Below are 26,939 nucleotides of genomic sequence, written 5' to 3'. Positions count from 1 at the left end.
ATATGGATAAATTATATACTGCTTCAGTAACAGCAACAGGTGGAAGAAATGGGAAAGTAGTTTCAGATGATGGCATATTAAATCTTGATGTAAAAATGCCGAAAGCACTAGGTGGTGCAGGCGGAGAAGCAACAAATCCAGAACAACTATTTGCAGCTGGTTATGCAGCTTGTTTCGATAGTGCATTACAACTTGTCATTCGTACAAAACGTGTGAAAGTAGAAAGTACAGAAGTAACTGCTCACGTTTCTATCGGAAAAGATACAGATGGTGGTTTCGGCCTATCTGCTGTACTTGATGTACATGTGGCTGGCGTTTCACATAGCGAAGCACAAGAACTTGTGGAAGCGGCTCACGGTGTATGTCCTTACTCGAAAGCAACACGAGGAAATATTGAAGTTACATTAAACGTACGCTAAAAAATTTAGCAAAACAAAAACGCGCGACATTCGTCACGCGTTTTTTGTTTTTGTAAATTTATGAATTGCTTTCCACGCTTCTTCTTTTCCAAGTCCTGTTTCAGAAGAGAATAGAACAATTTCATCGCCAATTTCAACAGCAAGCGTTTCTTTTACAACTTTTAAATGCTTTTGCCATTTCCCTTTCGGAATTTTATCGGCTTTCGTCGCAATAATAATTGTTGGGATTTCATAATGCTTTAAGAAATCATACATCATCACGTCATCACTTGTTGGTTGGTGACGTAAATCAACTACTAATACAGCTGCGTCTAATTGTTCACGCGTTGTAAAGTACGTTTCAATCATTTTCCCCCATGCAGCGCGCTCCGATTTAGATACTTTCGCATATCCATAACCTGGAACGTCAACAAAGTGCATCATCTCATTGATTAAGAAAAAGTTCAGCGTTTGCGTTTTTCCTGGTTTAGAAGAAATACGTACTAACTTTTTACGATTTAAAATTTTATTAATAAAGGAAGACTTCCCCACATTTGAACGACCTGCTAATGCAATTTCTGGTAAATCACTGTCTGGATATTGTTCTGGTTTAACAGCACTAATTACAATATCTGCTTTTGTTACTTTCATTGTTTCACTCCTACTAATGCGTGCTCCAATACTTCATCTAAATGAGATGCAAGCACAAACGTAAGGTTTTCTTTTACGCTCTCTGGAATATCATCTAAATCTTTCTCGTTTTCTGCTGGCAAAATAATTTTTGTTAAGCCTGCGCGGTGAGCACTTAATGTTTTTTCTTTTAAACCACCAATTGGTAATACACGACCACGAAGTGTAATTTCACCTGTCATACCGACTTCTTTACTTACAGGAATACCTGTTAGCGCAGAAATAAGTGCCGTTGCCATCGTAATACCTGCTGACGGTCCGTCTTTTGGAACTGCTCCTTCTGGAACGTGAATATGAATATCATTTTTCTCATGGAAATTCGGATCGATCTGAAGCTCTTCTGCACGAGAACGTATATAACTAAACGCAGCTTGTGCTGATTCTTTCATAACATCCCCAAGTTTCCCTGTTAAAATTAGTTTCCCTTTTCCTGGCGCTACAGAAACTTCAATGGCAAGTGTATCGCCGCCTGCTGCTGTGTAAGCTAGACCTGTTGCCATACCAACTTGGTCTGTTTTTTCAGCTTGCCCATAACGGAATATGTGTTTACCAAGTAAATCAACAATCTTTTTCTCTGTCACAACGATACGTTTACGTTCTGCTGTAACGATAATCTTCGCTACTTTACGGCAAACTTTTGCAATTTGGCGCTCTAGTGTACGAACACCAGCCTCACGTGTATAATAACGAATAATCTCAAGCAGCGCTTCATCACGCACTTGTAAATTACCTTTTCGTAAGCCATGTTCTTTTAATTGTTTCGGCAATAAATGCTCACGAGCAATGTGTACTTTTTCAAGTTCTGTATAGCCAGCAATCGAAATGATTTCCATACGGTCAAGTAATGGACCTGGAATACTTGAAAGTGTATTAGCAGTTGCTACAAACATAACTTTTGATAGATCATATGGTTCTTCAATGTAATGATCACTGAAGTTATGGTTTTGTTCTGGATCTAATACTTCAAGTAATGCCGCTGATGGATCTCCACGGAAATCGTTAGACATTTTATCAATCTCATCTAATAAGAAGACTGGATTAACTGTTTTCGCCTTTTTCATACCTTGAATAATGCGTCCTGGCATTGCTCCAACATATGTACGGCGGTGACCACGAATTTCAGATTCATCACGCACACCACCAAGAGATACACGGACGAAGTTACGATTCAATGATGTTGCAATTGAACGCGCTAACGAAGTTTTGCCGACCCCAGGAGGGCCTACTAAACAAAGGATAGGTCCTTTTAATGAATTCGTTAACTTCTGTACAGCTAAATATTCAAGTACACGCTCTTTCACTTTTTCAAGACCGTAATGATCGTTATTTAAAATCTCTTCCGAATGAGCAAGATCAATTATATCTTCTGTTGCCTCTGTCCACGGAAGCGCTAATAACCAATCAATATAATTGCGAATAACACCACTCTCCGCAGAACTTGCTGGTAACTTTTCATAACGATCTAATTCTTTCAGCGCAGCCTTCATTGTTTCTTCCGGCATTCCTGACTGTTCAATTTTCTCACGAAGTTCTTCTACTTCTCCGCCCTTGCCTTCTTTGTCGCCAAGTTCAGTTTGAATCGCCTTCATTTGCTCACGTAAGAAATATTCTTTTTGCGTGCGCTCCATGGAACGTTTCACTTTTTGCCCAATTTTCTTTTCTAGGCTAAGTAACTCTTGTTCATCTTGAATAATTGAAATAAGTGTTTGTAATCGTTCTTTTACAGATACAATCTCTAGAATCTCTTGTTTCTGCTTCGTTTTAATCGGCAAGTGAGAAGCAATTAGATCAGCTAATCTCCCTGGTTCTTCCACATCAGCTACCGTTGCAAATGTTTCATTTGAAACTTTTTTCGAAACTTTAATATATTGTTCGAAATGCTCCAGTAACGTACGCATAAGAGCTTTCTCTTCTAAATCATCTTCTACTTCTTCAGTTACCGTTTTAATCGACACTTGTACTACATTTTCTTCTTCGATAAACTCTATTACTTCTGCTCTATGTAAACCTTCCACAAGGACACGAAGCGTACCGTTCGGCAATTTTAACATTTGCTTCACTTTCGCCACCGTACCTACACTATATATGTCATCTTCTTTCGGATCATCGATATTCATTTCTTTTTGCATTGCTAAAAAGATGATATTTTCATCCATTGCCGCCTGCTCTAGTGCTTGTATCGATTTATCACGTCCTACATCAAGATGCAAAACCATCGTTGGATATACGAGAACGCCTCTTAATGGTAGGAGGGGCACGATTCTTTCGTTCGTATTCATACTAGACATAGCACCTCCATAATAAATTAAACTCCTGTTCAACTATTTTATATTACAATACACCTAGATGCAATTGCTGAGATTCCGCGCAATTGTAAATAGCTTGTTTTTCTACCTCACGAAAAGAAAAAAGACTCCGATTAAGCATACAAACTTAAACGAAGTCTGGCAAATTTTATTATTGTTTATTTTCACATAGATTGTGCATCAGTTTCGTCTACCTTAGTATGTACATCTAGCTCTCTATGCATATTTTCTTGCATAAACGTTAACTCAAATACTTCTTTTAACTTACGGACAGGAATAATTTCAATTCCCTTGATCGTATACAAAAATGGTTGCATATTTTCAGCAGGAATAATGACTTTCTTAGCTCCCGCTTTTTTCGCAGCTTTTATTTTTGCGTACACGCCACCAATAGGTTTTACTTCTCCGTGTATACTTATTTCCCCTGTCATCGCTACTTCATTATTTACATACGTGCGGTGCACCGCAGAATATACACCTGTTGCCATAGCGATTCCTGCAGAAGGGCCATCAATCGGGATACCACCTGGAAAATTAATATGTATATCATATCCTTCTGACAACACATCTAAAGAACGAAGTACTGTTAATACATTATCAACAGAGCCTTTCGCCATACTTTTACGACGAATCGATTTCGTTTGACTACCAATACTTTCTTCTTCCACAATTCCGGTAACATTTACCGATCCTTTATCTTTCGCCTTGATTGCTGTTACTTCAATTTCTAATAACGCACCTGTATTTGGTCCGTATACAGCAAGACCATTTACAAGACCAATCCTTGGAATCGGATAAATGCGCTTTTCATATTTCGGTGTAAGCTGACTTGAGTGAACAACCCACTCTATATCTTCATCCTTAATGAAAGAACGTTCTTCATTTATCGCCATACCAGCAGAGATTTGCACGAGATTAATCGCTTCTCGTCCATTCCTTGCATACATCCCGATCATTTCAATACCATTTTCACCTATTTGCATTTCCACTTTTTCCGCGGCATTTTTCGCTACTTTTTGAATTTCTTCCGTATCTAATTCACGGAAAAATACTTCTAAGCAACGTGACCGAATAGCAGGAGGAATTTCCTCTGGCGAACGTGTCGTTGCTCCAACTAAGCGAAAATCTGCCGGTAAGCCTTTTTGGAAAATATCATGTATATATGTTGGGATCATCGTATTTTCTTCACTATAGTACGCACTTTCTAAAAATACTTTTCGATCTTCTAACACCTTTAACATTTTGTTCATTTGAATCGGATGGAGCTCGCCAATCTCATCAATAAACAAAATACCACCATGTGCATCTGTTACAGCACCTTTTTTCGGTTGCGGAATACCTGCTTGCCCCATCGCCCCAGCACCTTGATAAATCGGATCATGCACCGAACCTATTAAAGGGTCTGCGATACCACGTTCATCAAACCGAGCTGTTGTCGCATCAAGTTCAATAAATGTTGCATTCGTACGAAATGGAGATTTAGGATTTCGTTTCGCTTCTTCTAATACAAGACGTGCTGCCGCTGTTTTCCCAACACCTGGCGGGCCATATATGATTACATGTTGCGGATTCGGACCACAAAGAGCCGCTTTTAACGACTTAATTCCGTCCTCTTGCCCTACAATATCTAAAAAGGTTGTAGGACGCACCTTTTCTGCTAGCGGCTCTGTTAAAGAAATCTCACGCATTTTACGAAGCTGTTCTAATTCTTTTTTCGATTCTCGATCAATTGAAACTTTTTGTGTTCGTTGATTTCGAAGTAAATGCCAGAAATACAATCCGACAATTACACCAAAAACAAGTTGAACAACTAAAAATATATTTGTCCAGCTCATTATTTATTTCCTCCCGCAATATTTTATCTCTTAGTATTTCCGCGGAGGAACGTAGCTAAACATAAAGAAAAACAGCAATTATAAAAATTGCTGTTTCCCTTTCGCATTATGCAGATGTTTTTGTATCAAGTACAGTACCGTCTTGTAACACCAATTTTGGCGGCTCATTATCAGCTACTGTTTCTTTTGTAAGAATACACTTCTCGATATCTTTACGAGATGGAAGTTCGAACATTACATCAAGCATTAAGCCTTCAATAATAGAACGAAGTCCACGAGCACCCGTTTTACGTTCAATTGCTTTTTTCGCAATTTCGATTAGTGCACCTTCTTCAAACTCTAACTCAACATCGTCAAGCTCCAATAATTTTTGGAATTGCTTAACAAGTGCATTTTTCGGTTTCGTTAAAATATCAACAAGAGCATCTTCATCAAGTGGCTCTAGGTTCGCAATAACTGGAAGACGACCGATAAACTCTGGAATTAAACCAAATCTTAAAAGATCCTCTGGTAATACGTGAGATAAAACATGCTTCTCATTCACATCAGCATTTTTCTTCTCAGAACCAAATCCAATTACTTTTTCACCAAGGCGACGTTTAATAATCGGCTCAATGCCATCAAACGCTCCACCACAAATGAATAAGATGTTCGTTGTATCAATTTGAATAAACTCTTGGTGCGGATGCTTACGACCACCTTGAGGTGGAACGCTTGCTACAGTACCTTCTAAAATTTTCAGAAGTGCCTGCTGCACACCTTCACCAGATACATCACGTGTAATTGATGGATTTTCGGACTTACGTGCCACTTTATCAATCTCATCAATATAAATAATTCCTTTTTCCGCTTTCTCTACATCATAATCAGCTGCTTGAATTAATTTTAGTAAGATATTTTCTACATCTTCCCCAACATATCCAGCTTCTGTTAAAGATGTTGCGTCCGCGATTGCAAATGGAACATTTAAAATACGCGCTAACGTTTGTGCAAGTAATGTTTTACCACTACCTGTTGGCCCGATAAGTGCGATATTACTCTTCGCTAATTCTACATCATCAATTTTGCTGTTAGAATTAATGCGTTTGTAATGGTTATATACCGCTACCGCTAGTGCTTTTTTCGCGCTATCTTGCCCGATGACATACTCATCTAAGATTTCACGAATTTCTACCGGTTTCGGTACATCTTTGAATTCTACTTCTTCGTCCTTCGCAAGCTCCTCTTGTACAATTTCAGTACAAAGTTCGATACACTCATCACAAATGTAAACACCTGGACCTGCCACTAACTTTCGAACTTGCGTTTGTGTTTTACCACAGAAAGAACATTTTAATTGCCCTTTTTCATCATTAAATTTAAACATATTTTCACACCCCTTACAAAGTGCTAACCTCTTGCCTTCGTATGTACACGATAAATGTATCGTATGTAAATACATATTATGTCACTACGTGGCGAGAAATACAAATAATATGACTAGTTATGTACAAATAAAAAATTTTTAAAACTTTTGAAATATGTATATTCGACTTGTAAAGGAACTTTTCCTTCTCCATCGAAAAGTTTTATAAATATATTTCTATATTTATAAAACAAGGCACGATTTTAATCGTGCCTTGTTATTTTATTATGCAGCGTTTTCTACTAAGAAGTCTACAGCTTTACGAACTTTAAGATCTTCAGCTAAAGCGTCTACGCTTCCAAGAGCTTGCTTGATAGCGTCTACTGGCATACCGTACATTTCAGCCATTTTTTCAACTTCTGCAGTTACTTCTTCTTCAGTAACTTCGATGTTTTCAGCTTCAATGATAGCTTCAAGAACAAGATTGATTCTTACACGTTTTTGTGCATCTTCTTTCATTTGCTCTTTTAATTTGTCAGCATCAGTACCTGTGAATTGGTAGTAAAGCTCAAGGTTCATACCTTGTTGGCTTAAACGTTGCTCGAATTCACGAACCATACGATCTAACTCAGTGTTGATCATAGCTTCTGGAATTTCGATTTCAGCGTTAGCAGCAGCTAATTCTACTACTTCGTCACGTACTTTGTGCTCAGCTTCGTGCTTTTTGCCTTCTTCTAAGTTTGTGCGAAGTTTTGCTTTTAATTCATCAAGAGTTGCAACCGCTTCGTCTGCTTCTTTGGCGAACTCGTCGTTTAACTCAGGAAGTTCTTTTGTTTTGATTTCGTGAATTGTTACTTTGAATGTTGCTGGTTTGCCAGCTAATTCAGCAGCATGGTACTCTTCTGGGAATGATACTTCAACGTCTTTAGACTCACCAGATTTAAGACCGATTACTTGCTCTTCGAAACCTGGGATGAATGTACCAGAACCGATTGCTAGAGAGTAGTTTTCGCCTTTTCCGCCTTCAAATGCTTCGCCATCAACGAAACCTTCGAAGTCGATTACAGCTGTATCACCGTTTTCAACAGTTCCTTCTTCTTTAACAACTAGTTCAGCTTGACGTTCTTGTAAAGATTTTAATTCGTTCTCTACATCTTCGTCAGTTACAGTTGTTTCAACTTTTTCTACTGCTAAACCTTTGTACTCACCTAATTTAACTTCAGGTTTCACTGTAACTTTTGCAGTGAAGATAAGGTTAGCATTTTTTTCGAACTTCTCGATGTCGATTTCAGGATGATCAACTGGGAAGATACCAGCTTCTTCAATCGCTTCACCGTATGCTTTTGGTAAAATGATATCTAAAGCATCTTGGTATAAAGATTCAATACCAAAGCGTTGTTCGAATAATGGACGAGGCATTTTTCCTTTACGGAAACCTGGTACGTTAATTGTTTTTACTACTTTTTTGAACGCAGCGTCGATAGAGTTGTTTACTTCTTTAGCATCAACTTCGATTGTTAAAACGCCAACGTTACCTTCTAATTTTTCCCATTTTGTAGACATTTATTCTTTCCCTCCAACTATAATAATGTATGCACATACCTCTATAGATTAAGATCTTCATTATCTCTTTTTTGAAATAACAAATACACAAATAATCCTCTAGCAAAAGCTTTCAGATATAATGTTCCAATCTACTAATTGCCCAGAAGACAACTACGGTATATTTTGTTCGAGAATAATATGAAACATATTAAGTAAGAGAATTACACTTCTCTTCTCTTACAAACAGGCAGTTTTCTGCCTTTTGCAACCCTTACATTATAACATAGAATATGCTCGTTTCAAGAACTGAACGATTCTTTTTCATAATTATACGGGCAAATATCCTTCTCTTTCAACACGTAATAACCATTGATAGGCAATATGAAACTCTTCCAATTCGATATTGTATGCTGCCATAAGCTCTTCTTCATCAATAGCCAATCCGAAACGCTTTCTTCCAATTCTCTCTAAAACAGCTGACCAAATCTCTTCTTTATCCATTAATAGAGCAAATGGGAAAACGCTAATTTGCAATTCTTTCCAATATGTAACCATTGCTTCAAATATATCGGGATAATTTTGCTCTAATCGACTTGATAATTTATGTATAATGTTATTGGATTGCTCCTCATTATGACCTGTAAATGCTGGAATTACCTTAATCGTATTCCCAAACTTTTCTACCTCTATTTCCTCTTCTACCTGACTTTCTATCATTTTATACAAAATAGAAGTTTTCAAATAGGGGTGTTGCTCTTCTTCTATTAAAAATTTCTTTAAAACAGGTAATGCAAGATCTAAGTCTTTTAACGAAAGTCGCTGAATCGCTCTTAGCTTCTGTCCAAAGTTTTCTCCAAAAATTTCATTAGTAAACTCATCCAACTCAAAATTTGAATCGACTAGCGATGCGTCTCCCTCATTGAGCATACCTTCTGCAAATAAAGCAAGTTGCGCTAATTTTTCCTTTTGATCAGGCATTATATCTTTCGTTTGTAAAACCTTTTCAACAGTTTCAATAACACCTTCATAATCATTTGTTTGAACTAAAATAGTCACGTACGTTTCAAGAATATCACCAAATAAGACAACTCCTGTTTTAAGCAACTGTTCACATTTGTCTTTCGCTTCTTCCATACGTTTTAATTCGAGTAAACAAATAACTGAAGCTAATTCCGTTTGTTCCGTTTCCGCATTATACTGACGTAATATTTCAAAGCAGCGCAATGCATCTTCGAACTTCCGCTCTTTCAGCGCTAAAAAACCTTCATCAATATAGCGCTCTGATAGTTGTGGAAACAATACGACCGTATTTTCTTTTTTATCCATACGTCCGCCTCTTTTTCTTGATTTTAATTATGTTCAAAGTAAATATATCAAATGCGTAATGAGAACACAACATCCCAAAACTATTTGTTTGAAATATAAAAATATTTAATTTTTACATTCCAATACGAATAAATCTCTACTAAAAATTAAAATTGTACAAATAAAAATCCCCAGCAACAAGCGCAGAGGATTCATCATTAATGGAAAGCTTTTATAATTGTGGGGTATATTACAAGGGTAATAATTTGGAGAACAATAATTGCCATAACAATCATGCTAAAATAGAAGATTGGTTTACTTCGCTTCATTAAAAACATAATAATAAGCATCGTACAAGCAAACAAACTTAAGAAGAACAAACTTGTTGTCGAACTAAGTATACCACTTGGGACAAAGAACAATAACACTACACTACAAGTACCTATAATTCCAAATAACCATTCCATTCATTCACTCATTCCCTTTCCCTCTCATGGCTGTTTTCTCTAAGCAATCAAATGTTTCACAACATCAACTACATACGTTAATTTCTCATATGCTACAAATCCAAAAGCAACCGTTAAGCCCGTTACAACTAATCCTTTCATCATTTCTGCCTCCTCGTTTTATCGTTGTTATCTTCATTATAAAAGATTAGCAATTTGTTACCATCGAACTACCTTACAGTTACCTTACAGAATTGTAAGATTTCAAAAGAGGATAGAAAAACACCTCACATAGCTTGAGGTGCTTTCACGGAATTTCTCTATAATCACTTGCAAAATTAACTTTTTTCTCTTGGTTATTTTTCGGAGAATCCAATCTTAAACTAATAGATTTACTAAATAATTTAGGATCAAAATAATTATTCATTACTTTTCTTAACTTACCTTCAGATATTTTCGTATTACAAGAAAACAAAGGATGAAAATCATGTTAATATATTTTTATACAATTAAGAATTTAATTTACAAGGGGGATTATATATGTTTAAAAAAATGGCCGCAGATGTATTAGGACTAAGCGATGTAGGTTCTGTTATTACACCTAAAGACTATGATAAGGTCGATGCCGATGATTATGTAATGCATGAAGATGGAGAGAAAATTTACTTTCTAATTAAATCGAAATCAGATGAATATTGCTTCACAAACAAAGGGTTAATTCACTTAGACGGTACAAGCGCAACAAGTAAAAAACGTACACTACGCCGCTTTCGTTATAGTAAATATCAAATTAAAAACGTAGCACTCGAAACTGCAGGAACGATTGATTTAGATGTAGAAATTAAGTTTCAAATGGGCGATGAACATTACTCAATTGATGTTCATAAAAAACATATTGAAGAATTAAAAGATTTATATAAGGCTTTACTTAAAATCGAAGAAATTTCATACGACAACGATATTACATTACAATATGCACATAAAAGTTTAGATATGGCATCTAATGCCTTTAGCCGCATTTCAAACGCACAAGTAAATTTAGCAGAGCAATTTAAAGAAATGAACGAGATTGCCTTTAACTGGCTTGTTGATACGAAGAAACAATATAATGTGAAAGATTATGGTTTTGTATTTGAGAAGTTTATTAATAACTAAACAGAAAACCTTGTTATCAAAAGATAACAAGGTTTTTGTAGCGTACCAGGAGAAATTCGAACTCCCGCTCCGCCCATTTCCGTACTATTTTATATATTTTGATCGCAGCCTTAATATATCTTCTCCTTCGCGAATGCCTGCCGATCCCTTCCTCACATTTTTTACGACAGTCCAATTCGGGTTAGTTTCATCACCGATGTTCTGTACTGTAAAATTGCCATCACCATATTTTCGGTGGCCTTCTGCCAATTTCTCCGTTAAATCATTCTCATTTGATCTCGCCATCTTTGCGCCATCTCCCTTTTTTATACGACCTTCTTAAACCATCTAACCAATCACAGGTCCAGTCAATTGGAGATTCTCATTTTCCGCTTCTATTAATTGTAACACACTGCCGGGGATAAGTTCCGATAACTGCTGCTCAACCGTACTAGAATGGTAAAGAATTTTATAATATTGCAAGTAAACAATTAAGAGAATCTGGATATGGATTTGAGTTCCATCATAAACCTATTAATTCTTTAAATTAAATAAGATGAATAGGGCGCATAAATGGCGCTCTTTTTATTTAAGAAAAAAAGTACATATGCAACTGCTTAATATCAAAGGAAAGGTCGCAAATATTAAGCATGAACTACACTTATAACCCAAACATCAAATTTTAGACAAACAAAAAACCTTGTTATCTTTTGATAACAAGGTTTTTTTAGCGTCCCAGGAGAGATTCGAACTCCCGACCGTACGCTTAGAAGGCGTATGCTCTATCCGGCTGAGCTACTGGGACATGGAGCGGGTGAAGAGAATCGAACTCTCGACCAGAGCTTGGAAGGCTCTTGTTTTACCACTAAACTACACCCGCATATGTTATTTTCTTTTCTTCGTTAGCGCCGTTGCCCTATCGACAATATTTATTATATGTATAACCACACATAAAGTCAACACCTTTTTTAAAAGAGGATAAATTTTCTTATCCTCTTTTAAAAACTGCCTGTTCAACTAGTTGTCCGTCTAACGTTTCAAAACGAACTTCCATTTGATTTTCATCCATTTCTAATAAAGCAAATGTCTTTTCTACACGCTGACGTGGTAATAAAATACTGCCTGGATTAATAAATAAAACGCCCTCGATTAATTCCGCACCTAATACGTGAGAATGTCCGAAGCATGCAACTTGCGCTCCCACTTCTTCAGCATGGTACGCTAGCGTTTGTAATGTCATTTTTACATTATGTCGATGCCCATGTACAACTAAGAAGCGAATTCCATCTACATCAGTTACAATTTCATCTTGAAAGTTAGCATAATCACAATTTCCTTTTACAACATGGAAACCTTGCAGCTCTTCATGAGCAGGCGTTAGCTCTGAATCACCGCAATGAATCATGATATCTACTTTCCCTTCATACTTCTCTTTTAACTGCTGTAATTCCTTCACAGAGCTATGACTATCGCTTACGATTAAAGCTTTCATCAATCTCTCTCCCTTATTCTCCTAAAAACCATTCAGGGATTTTTTCTTCTAGCTTACGAAGAGCACGTCCGCGGTGACTAATAGCATTTTTTTCACCTGAACTTAATTCCGCCATTGCTTTTTTGTATTCTTCCACATAAAAGATCGGATCGTATCCAAAGCCATTTTCTCCGCGGCGTTGTTCTAAAATAAATCCTTCACATGTCCCGTTTACAATGACAGGCTTTTTATCACCTTCAGGGAAAGCTACTGCTAATGCACAGTAGAAGCGAGCTTTACGCTTATCAAACGGTATTTCATTTAATTCTTGTAAAACTTTATCAATATTCGCTTGATCATCTTTTGGCTCTCCAGCAAAACGAGCTGAATACACGCCTGGTTTCCCGTTTAACGCATCTACAATAAGACCTGAATCATCCGCAATTACAATTGCATTCAACTGTCTACTCAAACTATCCGCTTTTAAGATCGCATTTTCTTCAAATGTTTCACCAGTTTCTTCGACTTCTTCAATATGAGGAAAATCGTGTAATGATTTCACTTCTAAATCAAATCGCTCAAATAACTCAGCAAATTCACGTACTTTCCCCATATTTTTTGTCGCTACAACAACTTGTTTCATACTTTCCACCTCTACTCTATATGAGATACGATGTCACCTAACGCTTCTTTTTGCATATCAATCAGTTGGAAAATGCCTTGTTCTGCTGCATCAAGTAATTCATTTAACTGCGCTCTACTAAACGTCGCTTCTTCTCCAGTTCCTTGCACTTCAACAAACTGACCTTTTCCAGTCATAATTACATTCATATCAACGTCTGCTTTAGAATCTTCTGCATAGTTTAAATCTAAAACAACACCTTGCTCTTCAACAATCCCTACTGACGTTGCTGCTAAATAATCTTTTACTGGAATTTTAGATACTTTTTCTGCTTGTAATAACTTCTCAAACGCTAATACCATCGCTACGTATGCACCTGTAATAGAAGCTGTTCTCGTTCCACCATCTGCTTGGATGACATCACAGTCAATCCAAACTGTTCTCTCGCCAAGCGCTTCTAAATCAACTACAGCACGTAATGCTCGTCCAATTAAGCGCTGGATTTCCATTGTACGCCCTGTTACTTTCCCTTTGCTTGACTCCCTAATCGTACGTTGTTCTGTTGCACGCGGAATCATCGCGTATTCAGCTGTTACCCATCCTTTTCCTTCTCCACGCATAAACGGTGGTACACGCTCTTCAATTGTTGCTGAGCAAATCACCTTTGTATCCCCAACTTCAATTAATACAGATCCCTCTGGATGTTTTAAATAATTCGTATGAATATGTATATGGCGTAATTCTGTTTTCTCTCTACCATCTACTCGCATAAAAATAACCTCCTCTTAATTACTACTCGTTAGTATAGCCAAATTTAAATGTATGATATGTATACAATAAAAGAAGGAGAACCCAAAAAGCAATTCTCCTTTCTTACTTAAGTATATCAAATTATTCAAGATTAAAAACTACCTGTATTCACGTTTTCTGGACGATCTACAGGTTTTATTAACTTTCCGCCCTTTTCATCTATAAGATTTGCTTTTCCATTCACTTCAATAGAAATATTTTTCACACCTTTCTTTTCAGTTAAAGATAAAACTAACGACTTCAATACGTAATTTGAGATCATATTTTTATCTGGGTTTACAAATATATTTTCATTAAAGTTTAATGTAAGATTTCCGTCTTGTAATTTCGGATTCGTAATAAGCTTAACGCCTGGATTAAAATCATTCAGGAGCGATTGATGGATTGGACCTTTTACAAGTTCATCTATAATTGCTGCATAGTCATTTTCTTTACCTTCCGCAACGCGGCGTGTGACTGGTACGTAGTATTGCTGTTTATTATTATTTTGCGCCATAAAATACAGTGTGACTGGTTTTGTATTTGTTACATCTGCTACTTGTTCATCATCGAAGTTAATACCATTTGCACGGCTCACTCCTTCACCAAGCGGTGTACCACCAACCGGCATCTTTGCCAATTTCTCACCATTTATTTGGAACTGCACTTGTTTTATCTCTGTAAATTGCGTCAACGTCCAAGCTATAGATTCAACGATTTGACGCTCTTCTTCTTTCGCATAGTTTTTCATTTCTTTAGAGAAATCAATAACTGCCGTTCCGTCCTTTTTCAAATCTAAAGTCATCGTTGTATTCGCCGGAATGACTGCACGAAACCCATTCGGTAATAAATTCGTTACCGGTCCATCTTTCACAAGGTATTCTAACGTTTGCTTCACAGTCTCATTTGCTTTCGGAGTAGGTATAGCTAACGTTTGTGGTACAACATAACCATTTTTATCAACAAGGTATAGTTCTCTGTTTACCATTTGCCCTTGCTTATCTTTTTTAGCTACTTCTTTCTTCCCACCCTCTGTATACGTAACTTGTTTTGGCGGATCAATTTGTTCAGTTGCTTTCTCTTGATTTATAAAGCCACACCCTGTTAGTAAAACAGCGCTCACAGTAGCACCAACAACCCATTTAAAAGTGGATTTAGGCATGCCATTCCCCCCCTAAAATCTAAGTTTGTACTATTATGTATACGAGCTGTTTCACGTTTTAGAACAAGCTGCGCCTCTTATAGATTGAAACTTTAATCAGTAGGGGTCTTACTCCCCAGCAAATAGCAAGATAAAACAAAAACTCCTGATTTCTCAGGAGCTCACTTATATAAATTCTACTATTATTCTTTTTCTAAATGAATATGCTTCACATTTTCAATCGGTTGACCGAACCATTTTGATGCAATTTCTTTAAACAAGCCTATTTTTCCTGTTGTTAAGAAGAGATGATCGCTTTGTTCTTCTCCTTCATTCAACATTTTACTATGATATAAGATTGTACTTACTTCACGTGCTGTTTCATCACCAGAACTAATTAGTTGCACTTTATCTCCCATTACTTTTTTAATAACAGGTCCTAAAATCGGATAATGTGTACACCCTAATATAAGTGTATCAATATCGGTACTTTTCAGTGGTTGCAGCGTTTCTCTTACAACTTCATACGCCATTTCACTTTCGAAATTCCCACTCTCTACAAGTTCAACGAAAGGTGGACAAGCTAAACTTTCTACCATAACACGGTTATTAATAGACTTTAACGCCTCTTCGTATGCACCACTTTTCACCGTTCCAATCGTTCCAATAATCCCAACGTGATACGTGTTTGTCACTTTTAAAGCTGTACGTGATCCTGGGTGAATAACTCCTACTACTGGAATTGGTAATTGTTTTTGCATCTCTTCTAATACAACTGCAGTTGCTGTATTACACGCAATAACTAACATTTTAATATTTAAGTCTAGTAAATGCTCTGTCATTTCCCACGTAAATTGACGTACTTCTTCTCGAGAACGTGGACCATAAGGACAACGTGCTGTATCTCCTAAATATATGATACGCTCTTTCGGCAACTGACGAATTAATTCCTTCGCTACTGTTAAACCGCCAACTCCTGAATCGATAACACCGATTGCTCTATTCAACTTCATCACCCGTTTTCTCATTCATCATCTTTTATGTTTATCATTATATTTTACACACTTTAAGTTCGCTCACTTCAAATGCTTCTGTATGAAAATTTTCATTTTCCCATGTATAGACTAGGACCTTTTTTATTTTGCTCCTTTTTTTCGTAATTTGCAAGATAGAAAAATAACCGACCTTCTATAAGAAAGTCGGTTTCTTCTATATAAAGTGCATATTCATTGCTCCATCTTTTTTTGAAAAGAAGACATTCCCATCAATAAGAAGAAATGAGCAGCAATTAAAATGACGATCAAAATAAAATTCAATCGATAACTATTTGTAGATTCCATAATTTTGCTCGCTACAGCTGGTCCAAATGCCATACCGAAAAAGTTAATTAAATTATATAAACCAAGACCGACTCCAACTTTAGCTGGATTTAATGTTTTCGGGATAAATGTGTTTAATGATACTTGAATTGCCGAATAACTCATAAATGTTAAAATAACCGCAAATAAAATAAAGAGTAAGTTCCCGTCCGGAATAATCCCTAAAATTAAAAAGCCAATGATCATAACTACAGAAGCTACATACATCATCTTCACATTCCCAAACGAAGGAATAATCTTTCCGGTAATAAAACTAGATACAATTCCAAAGAGAGATGCAATAAACAATACAATTCCAATAACGAATGGAGACAATCCATGTCCTCTTCCTAACAGTAATGGTAATAATAATAAACTAGCACATAACGCCACATTAATGATAAATCCGACCGCTATTAAACGAAGTAATGGTTTATTTGTAAATAACTCAATATCAATAAACGGCGACTCTGTTCTCTTCATATGAGCCTTAAATAAAAATAGAAAAACAACAGATAACACAAAAAGCCAACTATTAATATTAACTCCTAATAAAATGGTCGTAATCAATACAAATAATAAAACTGCTCCAATGAAATCAAAGCGAAACACTTCATCTGTATGTCGCGCCTCTTCTGGCATAAATTTTACGAGTAAGAAAATACCAATCATTGAAATAACCATAAATAAAAATAAATACGGCCACCCTAACGTATTTGTAATTGCCCCACCTACTAAAGGTCCAATACCAACCGCTAATGCAATAGAAGAACTAATCATTGCTAACGCACCTGGTTTTTTAGCTGGAGCAACTAATTTCGCCACCGCAATCATACTAAGCGCAATAAACGCTGCTCCCCCGCTCGCCTGCACTAACCTTGCGAAAATGATAATTTCATAAGATTGATTCACAAATCCAACAATAGAACCAGCTACAAATATGATAATAGAAATAATTAATAGTCTTTTTACACTGTAACGATCAGCCAGCTTTCCATATATTATCGAACCAATACCGACAACTAAGGAATACCCTACTACAACCCAGCTTACTTTCGATTGACTAATTGATAAATCATTGGCAATATCCTCTAGCGCTACATTAAATAACACAGCGTTCATCGGTCCTAACAAAACAATAAAACATAATGTAAAAACAAACCATTTCGAATGGTTTCTTATATCTTTCCCCATGTGTAACACTCTCCTGATTGCAATTTTAAAACTATCAAACTATAGATAAAAAAATGAACTTATTTAAATGTTGTATCACCACTAAACAACTTCATTAAATGTATAAATGGTGCTAATTTATCGCGCGATAAATTGAATTCGAAACGAAACACGTATGTTGTTCGATATTCATGGAACTATCATAGTTTCAGCATTACAGTTTGTCAACGAAAAATATACAAAGTAAACTAATTCAGTCTTTTTAGTTTACTTTGTTCAAAAGTTATTATACACTAATTTCGAAGCCGATATAAGGAGGACTGGCATGATTATTCAAATTTACATTTTTTAACTTAATAAAATGAAACGCATACAGAACTTTTATATAGAAGAGACATTATAGGAGGATTATGATGAAGAGAAAAATGTTAGTTGTATTAACAAGCGTAGAAAAATACCCAAATTTAAATAGGGCTACCGGACTTTGGCTTGGTGAAGCTGTACATTTCGTAAAAAAAGTAGAAGAAGCGGGTTACGAAGTTGATTACGTCAGTCCACAAGGCGGTTATACACCAATTGATCCACATAGTTTAGCAATGGCGGAGAGTATCGATTGGGAATGGTATCAAAAGAAAGAGTTTATGAATCGCCTCGGTTCTACAATGAAACCAAGTGAAGTGAATCCAGAAGACTACGCTGTTATTTATTACGCAGGTGGCCACGGGGTTATTTGGGACTTCCCAGAAAATAAAGAACTTCAAAATATTAGCCGCAATATTTATGAAAACGGCGGAATTGTTTCTTCGGTTTGTCATGGAGCTGCTGGTTTATTTCATATTACATTAAGCAATGGGGATCGTTTAATTAGCGGTAAGAAGGTAACAGGCTTTTCAAATGAAGAAGAAAAATCAGCTGAATTAGATCAATTCGTTCCATTTTTAACAGAAGATGAACTCATTAAAAATGGAGGACTTTACGAAAAAGCCGCGCAACCGTGGGAAGCTTATGCTCTAGAAGATAATCGTGTTATCACTGGTCAAAACCCAGCTTCAGGTGGTCTAGTAGCCGAATTAGTATTAAAACAGTTGCAAAAATAATATGTACTAAAAAAGCAGATTCTCCTCTATTAAGGGAGATCTGCTTTTTTACGAAATCATTTGCAAAATAGCAATAACTTCTTTTTCAATTTCAGAATCATCAATTGCTTCTATATACTCTGGTTTAAAAAGTTGATACTTCTTTAATTGATAAAAATCAAGTATCGCTTTCTTTAACGTAATATCGTACTGAATACAAAAAGAATGATCTATAATACGTCTTAACATCACATCATCTTGTACCATAAATAATTGTGCATTCATTTTATTAAAATAACCTTGTTCCATACCCGCTTCAAAAAACATTTGCAAATTATGGTTACGATTTTGTTGGGCAGCGACTAATTGATCCGACAAATGCGGATATGCTTCTTTCAAATCTTGCAAAAAAACATCCGAAATATATGTCACACATTTTAAAGAATGGATAAACGTCTTTTGGAAACGTTCTGTAAATGACATACTTTCATCTTGATTATCCGCATCACCTTCGAGTAGATAGTTCATGAAATCCTCTACTACCGCCTCAATAATTTCATCTTTCGAAGAAAAACGTTTATATAAAGTAGCTTTACTAATATCCATATATTTCGCAATTTCATCTATTTTCAATTGGCTAAAACTTGTCTTTCTAATAATGGGCTTTATTTTATTAATATAAGTATTTGCACATGCGACTTTTCTCATTTAAAAGAGCCTCCCCTTTTGTCCATACAAAATAGTATAGCAAATTCACGAATGATTATAAATGGAGTTATTATACTCACTATGCCTTTTTAGTTTATTACATTTTCATATACTATACATAAAAAACTATAATCAATTATTACCAACTGGACGGTTACAAACCAATTTCGAGGCGGGAATTTTAGAATACAGTGAAACTTTAATCAGTGGGGGGCGTTCATCCCCACTGATTATTAGCTCTCACCAATCGGGGGTCCTACTGCCCGGCAAATAGAGGGATAAAAATACCCACTACCTTTGTTAGTAGCGGGTACTTTTTCTATAATTTATTTACAGCCCTTTTTATAGCCTTACCTATTTCCACGCTAGACTGTGGATTTTGTCCTGTAATTAAATGACCATCTACTACTACATGCGGCGTAAAATTGGGGGCTACATAAAACAAAGCTCCTTCTTCTTTCAACTTACTTTCTAGCAAAAACGGAACGCGCTTTTCTAAATGTACAGCTCTTTCTTCATCGTTTGTATAACCTGTTATACGCTTACTCGCAACAAAAAACGAGCCATCCTTATTTTTCACACCGACTAAAGAGCTTACTCCGTGACAAACAGCCGCTACAATCCGGTTATTGTTATACATATTCTCAATCAAATTTGCTACATATGGATTACCTGGAAAATCTACAATCGCCCCGTGCCCACCACCAAATAAAACCGCATCATAATCCGAAAAATGAACATTTGAAATCGGCCTCGTATTTTGCAATAAAGAAGCTACATGCTTGAATTCGCGAGGTATACCATTCGGAATAGACACTCTATCTATAGGTACTCTCCCGCCTTTTATTGACACAATATCAACATCAAACTTAGCCTTTTTTAATACATGATAAGGAGCTGCGAGCTCTTCAAGCCACAAACCAGTCGGGTGTCCATTCATATCATGAGCACTTGTTGAAACTAACAATATCCTTTTCAACATATCCCCTCCTTATTACCTACTTATGTATGAAACGTTTTTATCATTCATATAGCAAGTGAAGCAAACAAAAAAATAGCCGACTTTTATATAAAAGTCGGCTGCTTTCTTATAATTCGAGCTCTCCCATACGAAGAAGCTCCACAACTGCTTGTGAACGTCCTTTAACCCCTAGCTTTTGCATTGCGTTTGAGATGTGGTTGCGAACTGTCTTTTCACTTATAAAAAGTTCACCTGCAATTTCCTTCGTTGTTTTATCTTGAACCAGCAATTCAAATACTTCTCTCTCTCTCTTTGTGAGTAAAGGTTTAGATTGATACGCTTTTTCCTTCAACTGGTATAACCCTCCTTGCTTAAGCCAGAGCTGTGTATGTGTAAGTTGGGTGTTTATTTAGTCAAGATATTGTATGAACGAAATGTGCAGGTGGTGAATGAAAATGGGCTTTATTTCCTATGTTATTTTAGACTTTTATACAGTGCGTACACTCTTTTTATCCACTTACTTTCCAACGCGCCATATTTGTTCTAGCAATATACTTACAACCGTACCTACAAATAAGCCATTACCGAATATATATTGCATAACAGACGGCAAGGATTGGAGTGCTCCAGACGGTAAAAACATAACGCCGCTGCCAAATAATACTGCAACGCCTAAAATCGTTACATTCCTTTCACTCATCGGCACTTGTTTTATATTATTAAATCCAATTCCAATTAACTGTACGAACGAAGCCATTAAAACAGCCGATGCGACAGCTGATGGTAAAGATGCTAAGTAACGAATAATACTTGGAAAAAGAGACATTACGACTAGTAACGCACATGCCATTAAGAACGATCGGATATATTTTTGTTTTGTTAAACGTATAAATCCTGCCGTTGCTGGTAACGGAACGACACCTACAGTTGAAAATACAGAAGAGATGATATGCGAAATCCCCCCAACCCATGTTCCATCTTTCAACTGTTTTTGTTCAATAGTCGCTTTATGAATAGTTGCTTGATTAATTGCTATAATAGCTGCCACCGTATTCGAAACTAAAATACACACCATAACGAAACTTGATACAGCCATACCTGTATTCCATTTTGGAAGTCCCCAAGCAAATATATGTGGAAGTTGCACAAAATGAGTTACTTGAGATGGGATTGTCACTTTTCCTGCAATGAGAAAAATAATCCACCCACTAATTAATCCTATTAAAACTGCATAACTTTTGACAAAGCCTTTTCCAAAATTAGATAGTATAATAACGAACAGAAATATACTAAACGCGATCATTGCTGTAAATCCGTCGATTTGAGAAATAGTAGCTGTAATTCCTAACATTCCTTTTAAAAATACACCACTTAATTGTACACATAATAAAAGTAAAAACGTCCCTGTCACAAGCGGCGTAAATAAAAATAAAATACGTCCTATAAAACCAGTTACTCCTAATCCTATTAAAATAATACCGGAGATTATCATTCCTAATTCTAAAATTTGCAGTGTACTATGTAATTGATCTTGTCCGGCCGTTGCATAAGCAAATACGGTAAATACACCAACCCAAGATCCAGCCGGCCCATCCGCAATTGGTAGTCTATGCCCAAGCCATCCTTGTAAAAAAGAAGATATACCAACTACAAAAAACGTACGCTGCATTAAATAAAATATTTCTTCCGTCGTAAGATGAAATAATCCGCCAACGACAATTGGTAGTGCGATTGAATTTGCTAATAAAAATATAAACCATTGTAAAGTTCCCATAATATGATTTTGGTTATGTTGATTGTCCAATTTTTTCATCCCTTCTAGCTTTCCTATAAAAATATATTGTAAGAATAAAAAAGAAGAGTTCTATACTCACCATTAGAACCCTCCTCAAAATATTTAAACGATTCTTCTACACAAGATTATTTAATTCCACCTCTTTAAACTTCCAACAACAATATTTCCTTTATACACGACTAAACGTTTTTCTGTTTGACGCGCTACTGCTTCAGCAGCGCATGTCGCATTCGTCAAAACAAAGCTCGCTTCATCCCCTACATTCGGCCATACTCGCTTCCCTTCCTTATTTAACGTTTCTTTTCCTCCTGTAATAAAGCGGAGTGCTTTTCCTAAAGACCTTTCGTCACTCCACCCAAAACGCTCTGCTAATCGATTCGCCTTTTGAAGCATATCACCTGTTCCAAACGGTGACCAATGATCTGTAATGCTATCATTGCCTAATGAAACCGTAACACCTTTTTTATCTAATAACGGAATTGGGATTACTTGTTTACCAATTGGCACTGTTGAAGTAATATCAATATTTACATTTGCGAGTCTTTCTGCCACTTCTTCAGCCTCTTTATCAGTAACACCACCAAGTCCAAGTGCATGACTAATCGTTACACGGCCTTGCCATCCTGCTTCTTCTGTTAAACTTGCCAATCTCTTCATCGTAAACGTTCCAAGATTATTCGCATCGTGCAAATGAATATCAACATCCGCATTAAATTCTACTGCGATATCCATAATTGTATGTAATGACTTTTCAATGTCATTATCCACTGTAGCTGGATCTACTCCTCCGACTAGATGAGCACCCATACGCATCGCATCTTTCACGAGTTGCACAGAATTACTGCGCAATAATCCATGTTGCGGAAACGCAACAATTCTACTAGATACTCGATTTTTATATGTTTCTAATGCCGCTAACGTCGCCTCCAAATTACCAAGCCCAATAATTGGATCAACATTACAATGCGTTCTAATATTCGTTGCACCATTTTGCAGTAGTAACTCTAGCATATTTTCCGCTCTATTTTGAGCAGTCGCTAATTGCTTTGGTAAAATTTTTTCTTCTTCATTAAAACGTGTAAAAATACTTTCTGCTGGCATACAAGCTTTCCATGGGCCACTATAATATGTTTTATCAATGTGAATGTGCATCTCTTTGAAAGCTGGCAACATTAATAAGTTCTTAGCATCAAAAGTTACTATATCTTCCTCTTGAACAATCCCTTTTATAATTTTTTTAATTCGACCATCTTCAATAAGTAAACTGCATAATTCTGTTTCTGTTTGTGAAATTCTCTCTTCTTCATATGTATATCCTGATTCAAGCATTACGTTAGTCAACCAATATACTGTCATCTCTATTTCCCCACCCTTTATTAAAAATCACCTCATAACTACAAGTTTAATATCCACTGAAAATTAAGACAATTAATACGATCACTTCTCACAAAAAAATGTAATACAACCCCATAGTCTTCTCATAAATTTCCATATAGAATAAAAGTATGCAGTTTGATATAAAAAGGAGTTGATTGGAATATGTCAAAAAAGTTATGTAAATCCGAAACTGATAAAATGCTATTTGGTATATGTGGTGGTTTAGGAGAATATTTTGATATTAGCTCTACTCTTATTCGTATCATTTGGGTTATTGCTGTTTTATGTTTTGGGACAGGATTTTTAGTTTATTTCATTTGTTTATTACTTATGCCACGTTCGTACTAATGGCATCATTTCACATACTTAAGAAGAGCAAATCACCTATAGAATCCTATAGGTGATTTTTTCATGAAGAATATTTCATCGTTAAATGTAATACCACCACTTCTTCTTCTTCATTTTTATAAATATGCTTCTTATTCGCTTCAAATTGAATGGAATCAAACTCATTTAATTCGTATACATCATTCTCCACTTGAATAGACACTTTCCCTTTCATTACCGTTACAAGCTCAATCGCACCTTCATGATGAGCTTCTGGCTCATATATACTATTTGATCGTAAACAAGCACGGTGCATTTCCATCCCTGTTTCTTTCGTATAACGGAACATCGTTTCTAAATGCCACGCTTGTCCTTCATCTACTGCAAATCCTTCTCCACAGCGCGCAACAGCTACAGGTTCTCCAACAACCATTAATCTGGATAAAGGAATTGATAACCCTTTCGTTATTTTCCAAATGACAGCTAGTGTCGGATTTGTTTCCCCTCTTTCGATCTTTCCTAATGTTAATTTACTAACTCCTGTTTTATGGGCTAATTCTTCTAAACTTAATTTCTGTTCATTTCGAATTTGTCTCAATAACTGTCCAACTTGTTGAATGACTTCTTTCGTTTGCATATCTTCATTTTCTTTCATATATAAAACCACCTCAAAGTATAAAATAGTTTACTTTTAACAATTAAAAGTATATCATACTATACATAATTATTTATTTTCGAAAGGAGTGCTATACTTCATGCGCGCAATTTTATTAGGTCTTTTATCATCGGCCTTTTTTTCTGCAACCTTTATTATTAATAGAGCAATGAATGTATCTGGAACGAGCTGGGCTTGGACAGCTTCCTTCCGTTTTTTATTTGCTCTTCCTATTTTATTCCTTATCGTTTTATTTCGCAAAAACTTTAGGGGATTATGGGAAGAGTTAAAAAAACATCCATTGGCATGGATCGGATGGGGTTCTGTTGCCGGTATTGGTTTTTATTCTTTATTAAGTTTCGCAGCTGTCTTTTCTCCAGCTTGGCTCGTTGCTGGAACTTGGCAAGTTACGATTTTAGCTGGTTTACTACTATCACCACTATTTTTCGTGAAAATAGAAACAAAATCAGGTACGAAACTTGTACGCGGAAAAATTCCACTTCGTAGCTTATATGTTGCATTATTTATTTTACTTGGTGTAATTTGTATGCAAGCAACTGCCGCAGGCCATATTACAATGACTCAGTTCATTTCAGGTTTTTTACCTGTCGTATTAGCCGCTTTCTTATATCCGTTCGGTAACCGAAAAATGATGGAGCTTGTTGGTGGACGCCTTGATACGTTCCAACGTGTATTAGGAATGGCAATTGGAAGTCTTCCTATAACAATCTTGCTTGGTATATACGGATTTTCTACTACTGGCATTCCAACATCCAACCAAATGCTTCAAGGATTTTTGTTAGCATTATGTTCCGGCGTTATTGCAACGATGACATTTTTCTTTGCTACTGACTTAGCAAAAGATAACCTCGCTCTACTTGGAGCTGTTGAAGCAACACAAGCTGGAACGATGGTCTTTACCGTACTTGGAGAAATCATTTTCTTAAATGGTTCACTCCCTGGAGGACTTTCTCTCATCGGAATGATTATTATCATGTTAGGAATGGTTGCAAATAGTATTTTAAACCGTTCTGTTCCAGTCGTTAAACAGAAAAAATCGGCATAAAAAAAGGGTATGGTTCTATAGAGATGAACCATACTCTTTTTTATTGTCCCCCTATTTCGCCTTATCAGAATAGTATTTCATTGGCTGTTTATACTAAAACTTATGTTATAATACGTTTCATGCGCATTAATAGGAGGTAAATTATGTTAAAAAAAGCAATCGCTGAATTTATTGGTACATTTGTACTTGTATTATTCGGAACTGGAGTAGCTGTCACTGGCGGCGGAATTGAAGGAATTGGAACATTAGGAATCGCTATGGCTTTCGGCTTATCTATTGTAGCTATGGCATATAGCATCGGAACAATTTCTGGATGTCACATTAACCCAGCAGTATCAGTAGCTATGTTCATCAACAAACGAATGAACGCTATGGAACTTTGTTATTATGTATTAGCTCAAATTTTAGGTGGTTTATTAGGAACTGCAACGTTAGTAACAATTTTAAAATCTGCTAAAACACCTTTAGATAATTTAGGACAAAATGGTTTCGGAACTCTTGGTTTATCTGGAGCATTTTTAGTTGAGTTCATTTTAACTTTCGTATTTATTTTAGTTATCGTTGCTGTAACAGGTAAAAAAGGAAGTTCTTCTTTAGCTGGACTAGTAATTGGTTTCACATTAGTTTTAATTCACTTATTAGGAATTCCGTTAACTGGAACATCTGTTAACCCAGCTCGTAGTATCGCACCAGCTTTATTTGTTGGTGGAGAAGCACTTTCTCAACTATGGGTATTCATCGTAGCACCAATTCTTGGTGGTATCTTCGCAGCTATCGTAGGTAAATTCATTTTAAATACTGAAAAATAGAATTTTCAATATTTCTAAATAAAAAAATGCGAGCCCTCATTATGAGGAAGCTCGCTTTTTTTATTCTTTCATTTTAGACTTTAAATTTGTAACTAATTGATCTACCGTTACATTTGCAAGTACGTTTTCCATCGCTTCTTGCGCTTGCATTAAAATAATTTCTAATACTGATTGAATATTAGCTCCTACTGGACATTCAATGTTGGGATTTTCATGGAAGGAAAATAGTTGTCCTTCTTCTACAACTTCCACTGCTTTATATACATCAAGTAATGTAATTTCTTCTAAATCTCGAGCAAGTGTCGTACCACCTTTACCAGCTTGTACATCAACAAGTCCTGCTCTCTTCAACATTCCTGTAATGCGACGAATCACAACTGGATTTGTATTCACACTACCGGCAATCCATTCAGAGGTACAGCGAGAGTTTCGATCTATCGCAAGTAATGTCAGCATATGAACACCTACTGTAAAACGACTACTAATCCCCATCTGCACACCCTCCTTTTTATTCATTCTATTAAAAGACGACTCTTATTATTATATACTATTTTTAATTTATACATAAAGAAAAAGCATGATTTCAATAGGAAATCATGCTTTTCTC

26 protein-coding genes, 2 tRNA genes and 2 pseudogenes are annotated in these 26,939 nt (G+C 36.1%); 7 read left to right on the top strand and 23 right to left on the bottom strand.

The window, feature by feature from the left end; all coding sequences use genetic code 11:
• Positions 1-2: 2 nt before the first annotated feature.
• Complete coding sequence (locus MR107_RS06435; protein ID WP_000359781.1) at positions 3-419, top strand: organic hydroperoxide resistance protein; 417 nt, start codon at positions 3-5, stop codon at positions 417-419.
• Positions 420-452: 33 nt separating this feature from the next.
• On the opposite strand, the gene ysxC is transcribed toward MR107_RS06435, so the two are convergent.
• The 7 genes from ysxC to MR107_RS06400 form a co-directional block, all read right to left on the bottom strand.
• Positions 453-1,049, bottom strand: coding sequence for a ribosome biogenesis GTP-binding protein YsxC (gene ysxC, locus MR107_RS06430; RefSeq protein WP_000869116.1), 597 nt, complete (start codon positions 1,047-1,049; stop codon positions 453-455).
• On the bottom strand, positions 1,046-3,376 hold the full coding sequence (gene lon / locus MR107_RS06425; RefSeq protein WP_000097289.1) for an endopeptidase La: 2,331 nt from the start codon (positions 3,374-3,376) through the stop codon (positions 1,046-1,048). Before lon ends, ysxC begins: the two co-directional genes overlap by 4 nt.
• 182 nt (positions 3,377-3,558) lie before the next feature.
• The gene (gene lonB / locus MR107_RS06420; protein ID WP_242292191.1) at positions 3,559-5,229 is read right to left on the bottom strand and encodes an ATP-dependent protease LonB; all 1,671 of its coding nucleotides are present in this window, start codon (positions 5,227-5,229) and stop codon (positions 3,559-3,561) included.
• Between the two features lie 106 nt (positions 5,230-5,335).
• Entirely contained in the window at positions 5,336-6,595 is a 1,260-nt protein-coding gene (gene clpX / locus MR107_RS06415) for an ATP-dependent protease ATP-binding subunit ClpX (protein WP_000472289.1), read from the bottom strand.
• 264 nt (positions 6,596-6,859) lie between these two features.
• The gene (gene tig, locus MR107_RS06410; RefSeq protein WP_000105215.1) at positions 6,860-8,137 is read right to left on the bottom strand and encodes a trigger factor; all 1,278 of its coding nucleotides are present in this window, start codon (positions 8,135-8,137) and stop codon (positions 6,860-6,862) included.
• A 309-nt stretch (positions 8,138-8,446) separates the two neighbouring features.
• The gene (locus tag MR107_RS06405; protein ID WP_000358277.1) at positions 8,447-9,445 is read right to left on the bottom strand and encodes a hypothetical protein; all 999 of its coding nucleotides are present in this window, start codon (positions 9,443-9,445) and stop codon (positions 8,447-8,449) included.
• 197 nt (positions 9,446-9,642) lie between these two features.
• Entirely contained in the window at positions 9,643-9,891 is a 249-nt protein-coding gene (locus tag MR107_RS06400) for a hypothetical protein (RefSeq protein WP_001983650.1), read from the bottom strand.
• A gap of 519 nt (positions 9,892-10,410) precedes the next feature.
• On the opposite strand from MR107_RS06400, the gene MR107_RS06395 reads away from it, so the two are divergent.
• Complete coding sequence (locus MR107_RS06395; RefSeq protein WP_000473863.1) at positions 10,411-11,025, top strand: PH domain-containing protein; 615 nt, start codon at positions 10,411-10,413, stop codon at positions 11,023-11,025.
• 84 nt (positions 11,026-11,109) lie between these two features.
• Here MR107_RS06395 and MR107_RS06390 read toward each other — a convergent pair whose 3' ends face one another.
• Complete coding sequence (locus tag MR107_RS06390; protein ID WP_000124460.1) at positions 11,110-11,310, bottom strand: hypothetical protein; 201 nt, start codon at positions 11,308-11,310, stop codon at positions 11,110-11,112.
• Between the two features lie 152 nt (positions 11,311-11,462).
• Here MR107_RS06390 and MR107_RS31930 point away from each other — a divergent pair.
• Positions 11,463-11,555 (top strand): annotated as a pseudogene (locus MR107_RS31930) (DUF6572 domain-containing protein); the annotation flags it as partial.
• A 180-nt stretch (positions 11,556-11,735) separates the two neighbouring features.
• Here the strand turns inward: MR107_RS31930 and MR107_RS06385 are convergent.
• The 8 genes from MR107_RS06385 to MR107_RS06350 all read right to left on the bottom strand — a co-directional run bounded on the left by MR107_RS06385 (position 11,736) and on the right by MR107_RS06350 (position 17,579).
• A tRNA-Arg gene (locus tag MR107_RS06385) sits at positions 11,736-11,809 on the bottom strand.
• Between the two features lies 1 nt (position 11,810).
• Positions 11,811-11,884: transfer RNA gene (locus tag MR107_RS06380), tRNA-Gly, on the bottom strand.
• Positions 11,885-11,992: 108 nt separating this feature from the next.
• A complete protein-coding gene (locus MR107_RS06375; RefSeq protein ID WP_000645488.1) occupies positions 11,993-12,496 on the bottom strand; it encodes a metallophosphoesterase in 504 nt (167 codons plus the stop codon).
• Positions 12,497-12,509: 13 nt separating this feature from the next.
• Positions 12,510-13,118, bottom strand: a complete 609-nt coding sequence (locus MR107_RS06370; RefSeq protein WP_140158268.1) for an XTP/dITP diphosphatase — start codon at positions 13,116-13,118, stop codon at positions 12,510-12,512.
• Between the two features lie 11 nt (positions 13,119-13,129).
• Positions 13,130-13,867 (bottom strand): ribonuclease PH, encoded by a 738-nt coding sequence (gene rph, locus MR107_RS06365; protein ID WP_001261765.1) that lies wholly within the window; start codon positions 13,865-13,867, stop codon positions 13,130-13,132.
• 131 nt (positions 13,868-13,998) lie between these two features.
• Positions 13,999-15,048 (bottom strand): spore germination protein GerM, encoded by a 1,050-nt coding sequence (gene gerM / locus MR107_RS06360; RefSeq protein WP_001126746.1) that lies wholly within the window; start codon positions 15,046-15,048, stop codon positions 13,999-14,001.
• A gap of 182 nt (positions 15,049-15,230) precedes the next feature.
• Positions 15,231-16,040, bottom strand: coding sequence for a glutamate racemase (racE, locus tag MR107_RS06355; protein ID WP_000774005.1), 810 nt, complete (start codon positions 16,038-16,040; stop codon positions 15,231-15,233).
• Between the two features lie 213 nt (positions 16,041-16,253).
• On the bottom strand, positions 16,254-17,579 hold the full coding sequence (locus tag MR107_RS06350) for an MFS transporter (RefSeq protein ID WP_000513857.1): 1,326 nt from the start codon (positions 17,577-17,579) through the stop codon (positions 16,254-16,256).
• Positions 17,580-17,971: 392 nt separating this feature from the next.
• Here MR107_RS06350 and MR107_RS06345 point away from each other — a divergent pair, with 392 nt between their 5' ends.
• Positions 17,972-18,655 carry a type 1 glutamine amidotransferase domain-containing protein gene (locus MR107_RS06345; protein ID WP_242292190.1) on the top strand — a complete coding sequence of 228 codons (684 nt, stop codon included), beginning with the start codon at positions 17,972-17,974 and terminating at the stop codon, positions 18,653-18,655.
• 48 nt (positions 18,656-18,703) lie between these two features.
• Here the strand turns inward: MR107_RS06345 and MR107_RS06340 are convergent, their stop codons facing one another.
• From MR107_RS06340 to MR107_RS06320, 5 genes and pseudogenes are all read right to left on the bottom strand, one after another.
• Entirely contained in the window at positions 18,704-19,342 is a 639-nt protein-coding gene (locus MR107_RS06340) for a TetR/AcrR family transcriptional regulator (RefSeq protein WP_001233006.1), read from the bottom strand.
• A 319-nt stretch (positions 19,343-19,661) separates the two neighbouring features.
• Positions 19,662-20,324: a type 1 glutamine amidotransferase domain-containing protein gene (locus MR107_RS06335; protein WP_242292189.1), complete on the bottom strand. Its 663-nt coding sequence runs from the start codon at positions 20,322-20,324 to the stop codon at positions 19,662-19,664.
• 106 nt (positions 20,325-20,430) lie between these two features.
• Positions 20,431-20,655 carry a spore germination transcription factor GerE gene (gene gerE / locus MR107_RS06330; RefSeq protein WP_000659484.1) on the bottom strand — a complete coding sequence of 75 codons (225 nt, stop codon included), beginning with the start codon at positions 20,653-20,655 and terminating at the stop codon, positions 20,431-20,433.
• A 165-nt stretch (positions 20,656-20,820) separates the two neighbouring features.
• A complete protein-coding gene (locus MR107_RS06325) occupies positions 20,821-22,116 on the bottom strand; it encodes a purine/pyrimidine permease (RefSeq protein ID WP_242292188.1) in 1,296 nt (431 codons plus the stop codon).
• 97 nt (positions 22,117-22,213) lie between these two features.
• Positions 22,214-23,454, bottom strand: a pseudogene (locus MR107_RS06320) (amidohydrolase family protein).
• Positions 23,455-23,637: 183 nt separating this feature from the next.
• Between MR107_RS06320 and MR107_RS06315 the strand changes: the two are divergent.
• Entirely contained in the window at positions 23,638-23,823 is a 186-nt protein-coding gene (locus MR107_RS06315; RefSeq protein ID WP_000038411.1) for a PspC domain-containing protein, read from the top strand.
• A gap of 61 nt (positions 23,824-23,884) precedes the next feature.
• Here the strand turns inward: MR107_RS06315 and MR107_RS06310 are convergent, their stop codons facing one another.
• Positions 23,885-24,457 (bottom strand): helix-turn-helix domain-containing protein, encoded by a 573-nt coding sequence (locus tag MR107_RS06310; protein ID WP_242292186.1) that lies wholly within the window; start codon positions 24,455-24,457, stop codon positions 23,885-23,887.
• A gap of 100 nt (positions 24,458-24,557) precedes the next feature.
• Between MR107_RS06310 and MR107_RS06305 the strand changes: the two genes are divergently transcribed.
• Positions 24,558-25,523: a DMT family transporter gene (locus MR107_RS06305; protein WP_001201630.1), complete on the top strand. Its 966-nt coding sequence runs from the start codon at positions 24,558-24,560 to the stop codon at positions 25,521-25,523.
• 143 nt (positions 25,524-25,666) lie between these two features.
• A complete protein-coding gene (locus tag MR107_RS06300; RefSeq protein ID WP_000913213.1) occupies positions 25,667-26,332 on the top strand; it encodes an aquaporin in 666 nt (221 codons plus the stop codon).
• Between the two features lie 60 nt (positions 26,333-26,392).
• Here MR107_RS06300 and MR107_RS06295 read toward each other — a convergent pair whose 3' ends face one another.
• Positions 26,393-26,824: an Rrf2 family transcriptional regulator gene (locus MR107_RS06295; protein ID WP_000512998.1), complete on the bottom strand. Its 432-nt coding sequence runs from the start codon at positions 26,822-26,824 to the stop codon at positions 26,393-26,395.
• Positions 26,825-26,939: the final 115 nt, after the last annotated feature.

Origin of the sequence: Bacillus cereus group sp. BfR-BA-01441, from assembly GCF_022663075.1 — a bacterium.
Lineage (GTDB): Bacteria > Bacillota > Bacilli > Bacillales > Bacillaceae_G > Bacillus_A > Bacillus_A cereus.
Note: the sequence above shows the minus strand (reverse complement) of the source record. Positions and strands in the feature narration are given on the sequence as shown.

What these genes read in the sequence shown, in the direction of transcription:
- MR107_RS06435 (WP_000359781.1), top strand. Translation starts at nt 3, where the DNA reads ATGGATAAATTATATACTGCTTCAGTAACAGCAACAGGTGGAAGAAAT.
- ysxC (WP_000869116.1), bottom strand. Translation starts at nt 1,049, where the DNA reads ATGAAAGTAACAAAAGCAGATATTGTAATTAGTGCTGTTAAACCAGAA.
- lon (WP_000097289.1), bottom strand. Translation starts at nt 3,376, where the DNA reads ATGTCTAGTATGAATACGAACGAAAGAATCGTGCCCCTCCTACCATTA.
- lonB (WP_242292191.1), bottom strand. Translation starts at nt 5,229, where the DNA reads ATGAGCTGGACAAATATATTTTTAGTTGTTCAACTTGTTTTTGGTGTA.
- clpX (WP_000472289.1), bottom strand. Translation starts at nt 6,595, where the DNA reads ATGTTTAAATTTAATGATGAAAAAGGGCAATTAAAATGTTCTTTCTGT.
- tig (WP_000105215.1), bottom strand. Translation starts at nt 8,137, where the DNA reads ATGTCTACAAAATGGGAAAAATTAGAAGGTAACGTTGGCGTTTTAACA.
- MR107_RS06405 (WP_000358277.1), bottom strand. Translation starts at nt 9,445, where the DNA reads ATGGATAAAAAAGAAAATACGGTCGTATTGTTTCCACAACTATCAGAG.
- MR107_RS06400 (WP_001983650.1), bottom strand. Translation starts at nt 9,891, where the DNA reads ATGGAATGGTTATTTGGAATTATAGGTACTTGTAGTGTAGTGTTATTG.
- MR107_RS06395 (WP_000473863.1), top strand. Translation starts at nt 10,411, where the DNA reads ATGTTTAAAAAAATGGCCGCAGATGTATTAGGACTAAGCGATGTAGGT.
- MR107_RS06390 (WP_000124460.1), bottom strand. Translation starts at nt 11,310, where the DNA reads ATGGCGAGATCAAATGAGAATGATTTAACGGAGAAATTGGCAGAAGGC.
- MR107_RS06375 (WP_000645488.1), bottom strand. Translation starts at nt 12,496, where the DNA reads ATGAAAGCTTTAATCGTAAGCGATAGTCATAGCTCTGTGAAGGAATTA.
- MR107_RS06370 (WP_140158268.1), bottom strand. Translation starts at nt 13,118, where the DNA reads ATGAAACAAGTTGTTGTAGCGACAAAAAATATGGGGAAAGTACGTGAA.
- rph (WP_001261765.1), bottom strand. Translation starts at nt 13,867, where the DNA reads ATGCGAGTAGATGGTAGAGAGAAAACAGAATTACGCCATATACATATT.
- gerM (WP_001126746.1), bottom strand. Translation starts at nt 15,048, where the DNA reads ATGCCTAAATCCACTTTTAAATGGGTTGTTGGTGCTACTGTGAGCGCT.
- racE (WP_000774005.1), bottom strand. Translation starts at nt 16,040, where the DNA reads ATGAAGTTGAATAGAGCAATCGGTGTTATCGATTCAGGAGTTGGCGGT.
- MR107_RS06350 (WP_000513857.1), bottom strand. Translation starts at nt 17,579, where the DNA reads ATGGGGAAAGATATAAGAAACCATTCGAAATGGTTTGTTTTTACATTA.
- MR107_RS06345 (WP_242292190.1), top strand. Translation starts at nt 17,972, where the DNA reads ATGAAGAGAAAAATGTTAGTTGTATTAACAAGCGTAGAAAAATACCCA.
- MR107_RS06340 (WP_001233006.1), bottom strand. Translation starts at nt 19,342, where the DNA reads ATGAGAAAAGTCGCATGTGCAAATACTTATATTAATAAAATAAAGCCC.
- MR107_RS06335 (WP_242292189.1), bottom strand. Translation starts at nt 20,324, where the DNA reads ATGTTGAAAAGGATATTGTTAGTTTCAACAAGTGCTCATGATATGAAT.
- MR107_RS06325 (WP_242292188.1), bottom strand. Translation starts at nt 22,116, where the DNA reads ATGAAAAAATTGGACAATCAACATAACCAAAATCATATTATGGGAACT.
- MR107_RS06315 (WP_000038411.1), top strand. Translation starts at nt 23,638, where the DNA reads ATGTCAAAAAAGTTATGTAAATCCGAAACTGATAAAATGCTATTTGGT.
- MR107_RS06310 (WP_242292186.1), bottom strand. Translation starts at nt 24,457, where the DNA reads ATGAAAGAAAATGAAGATATGCAAACGAAAGAAGTCATTCAACAAGTT.
- MR107_RS06305 (WP_001201630.1), top strand. Translation starts at nt 24,558, where the DNA reads ATGCGCGCAATTTTATTAGGTCTTTTATCATCGGCCTTTTTTTCTGCA.
- MR107_RS06300 (WP_000913213.1), top strand. Translation starts at nt 25,667, where the DNA reads ATGTTAAAAAAAGCAATCGCTGAATTTATTGGTACATTTGTACTTGTA.
- MR107_RS06295 (WP_000512998.1), bottom strand. Translation starts at nt 26,824, where the DNA reads ATGGGGATTAGTAGTCGTTTTACAGTAGGTGTTCATATGCTGACATTA.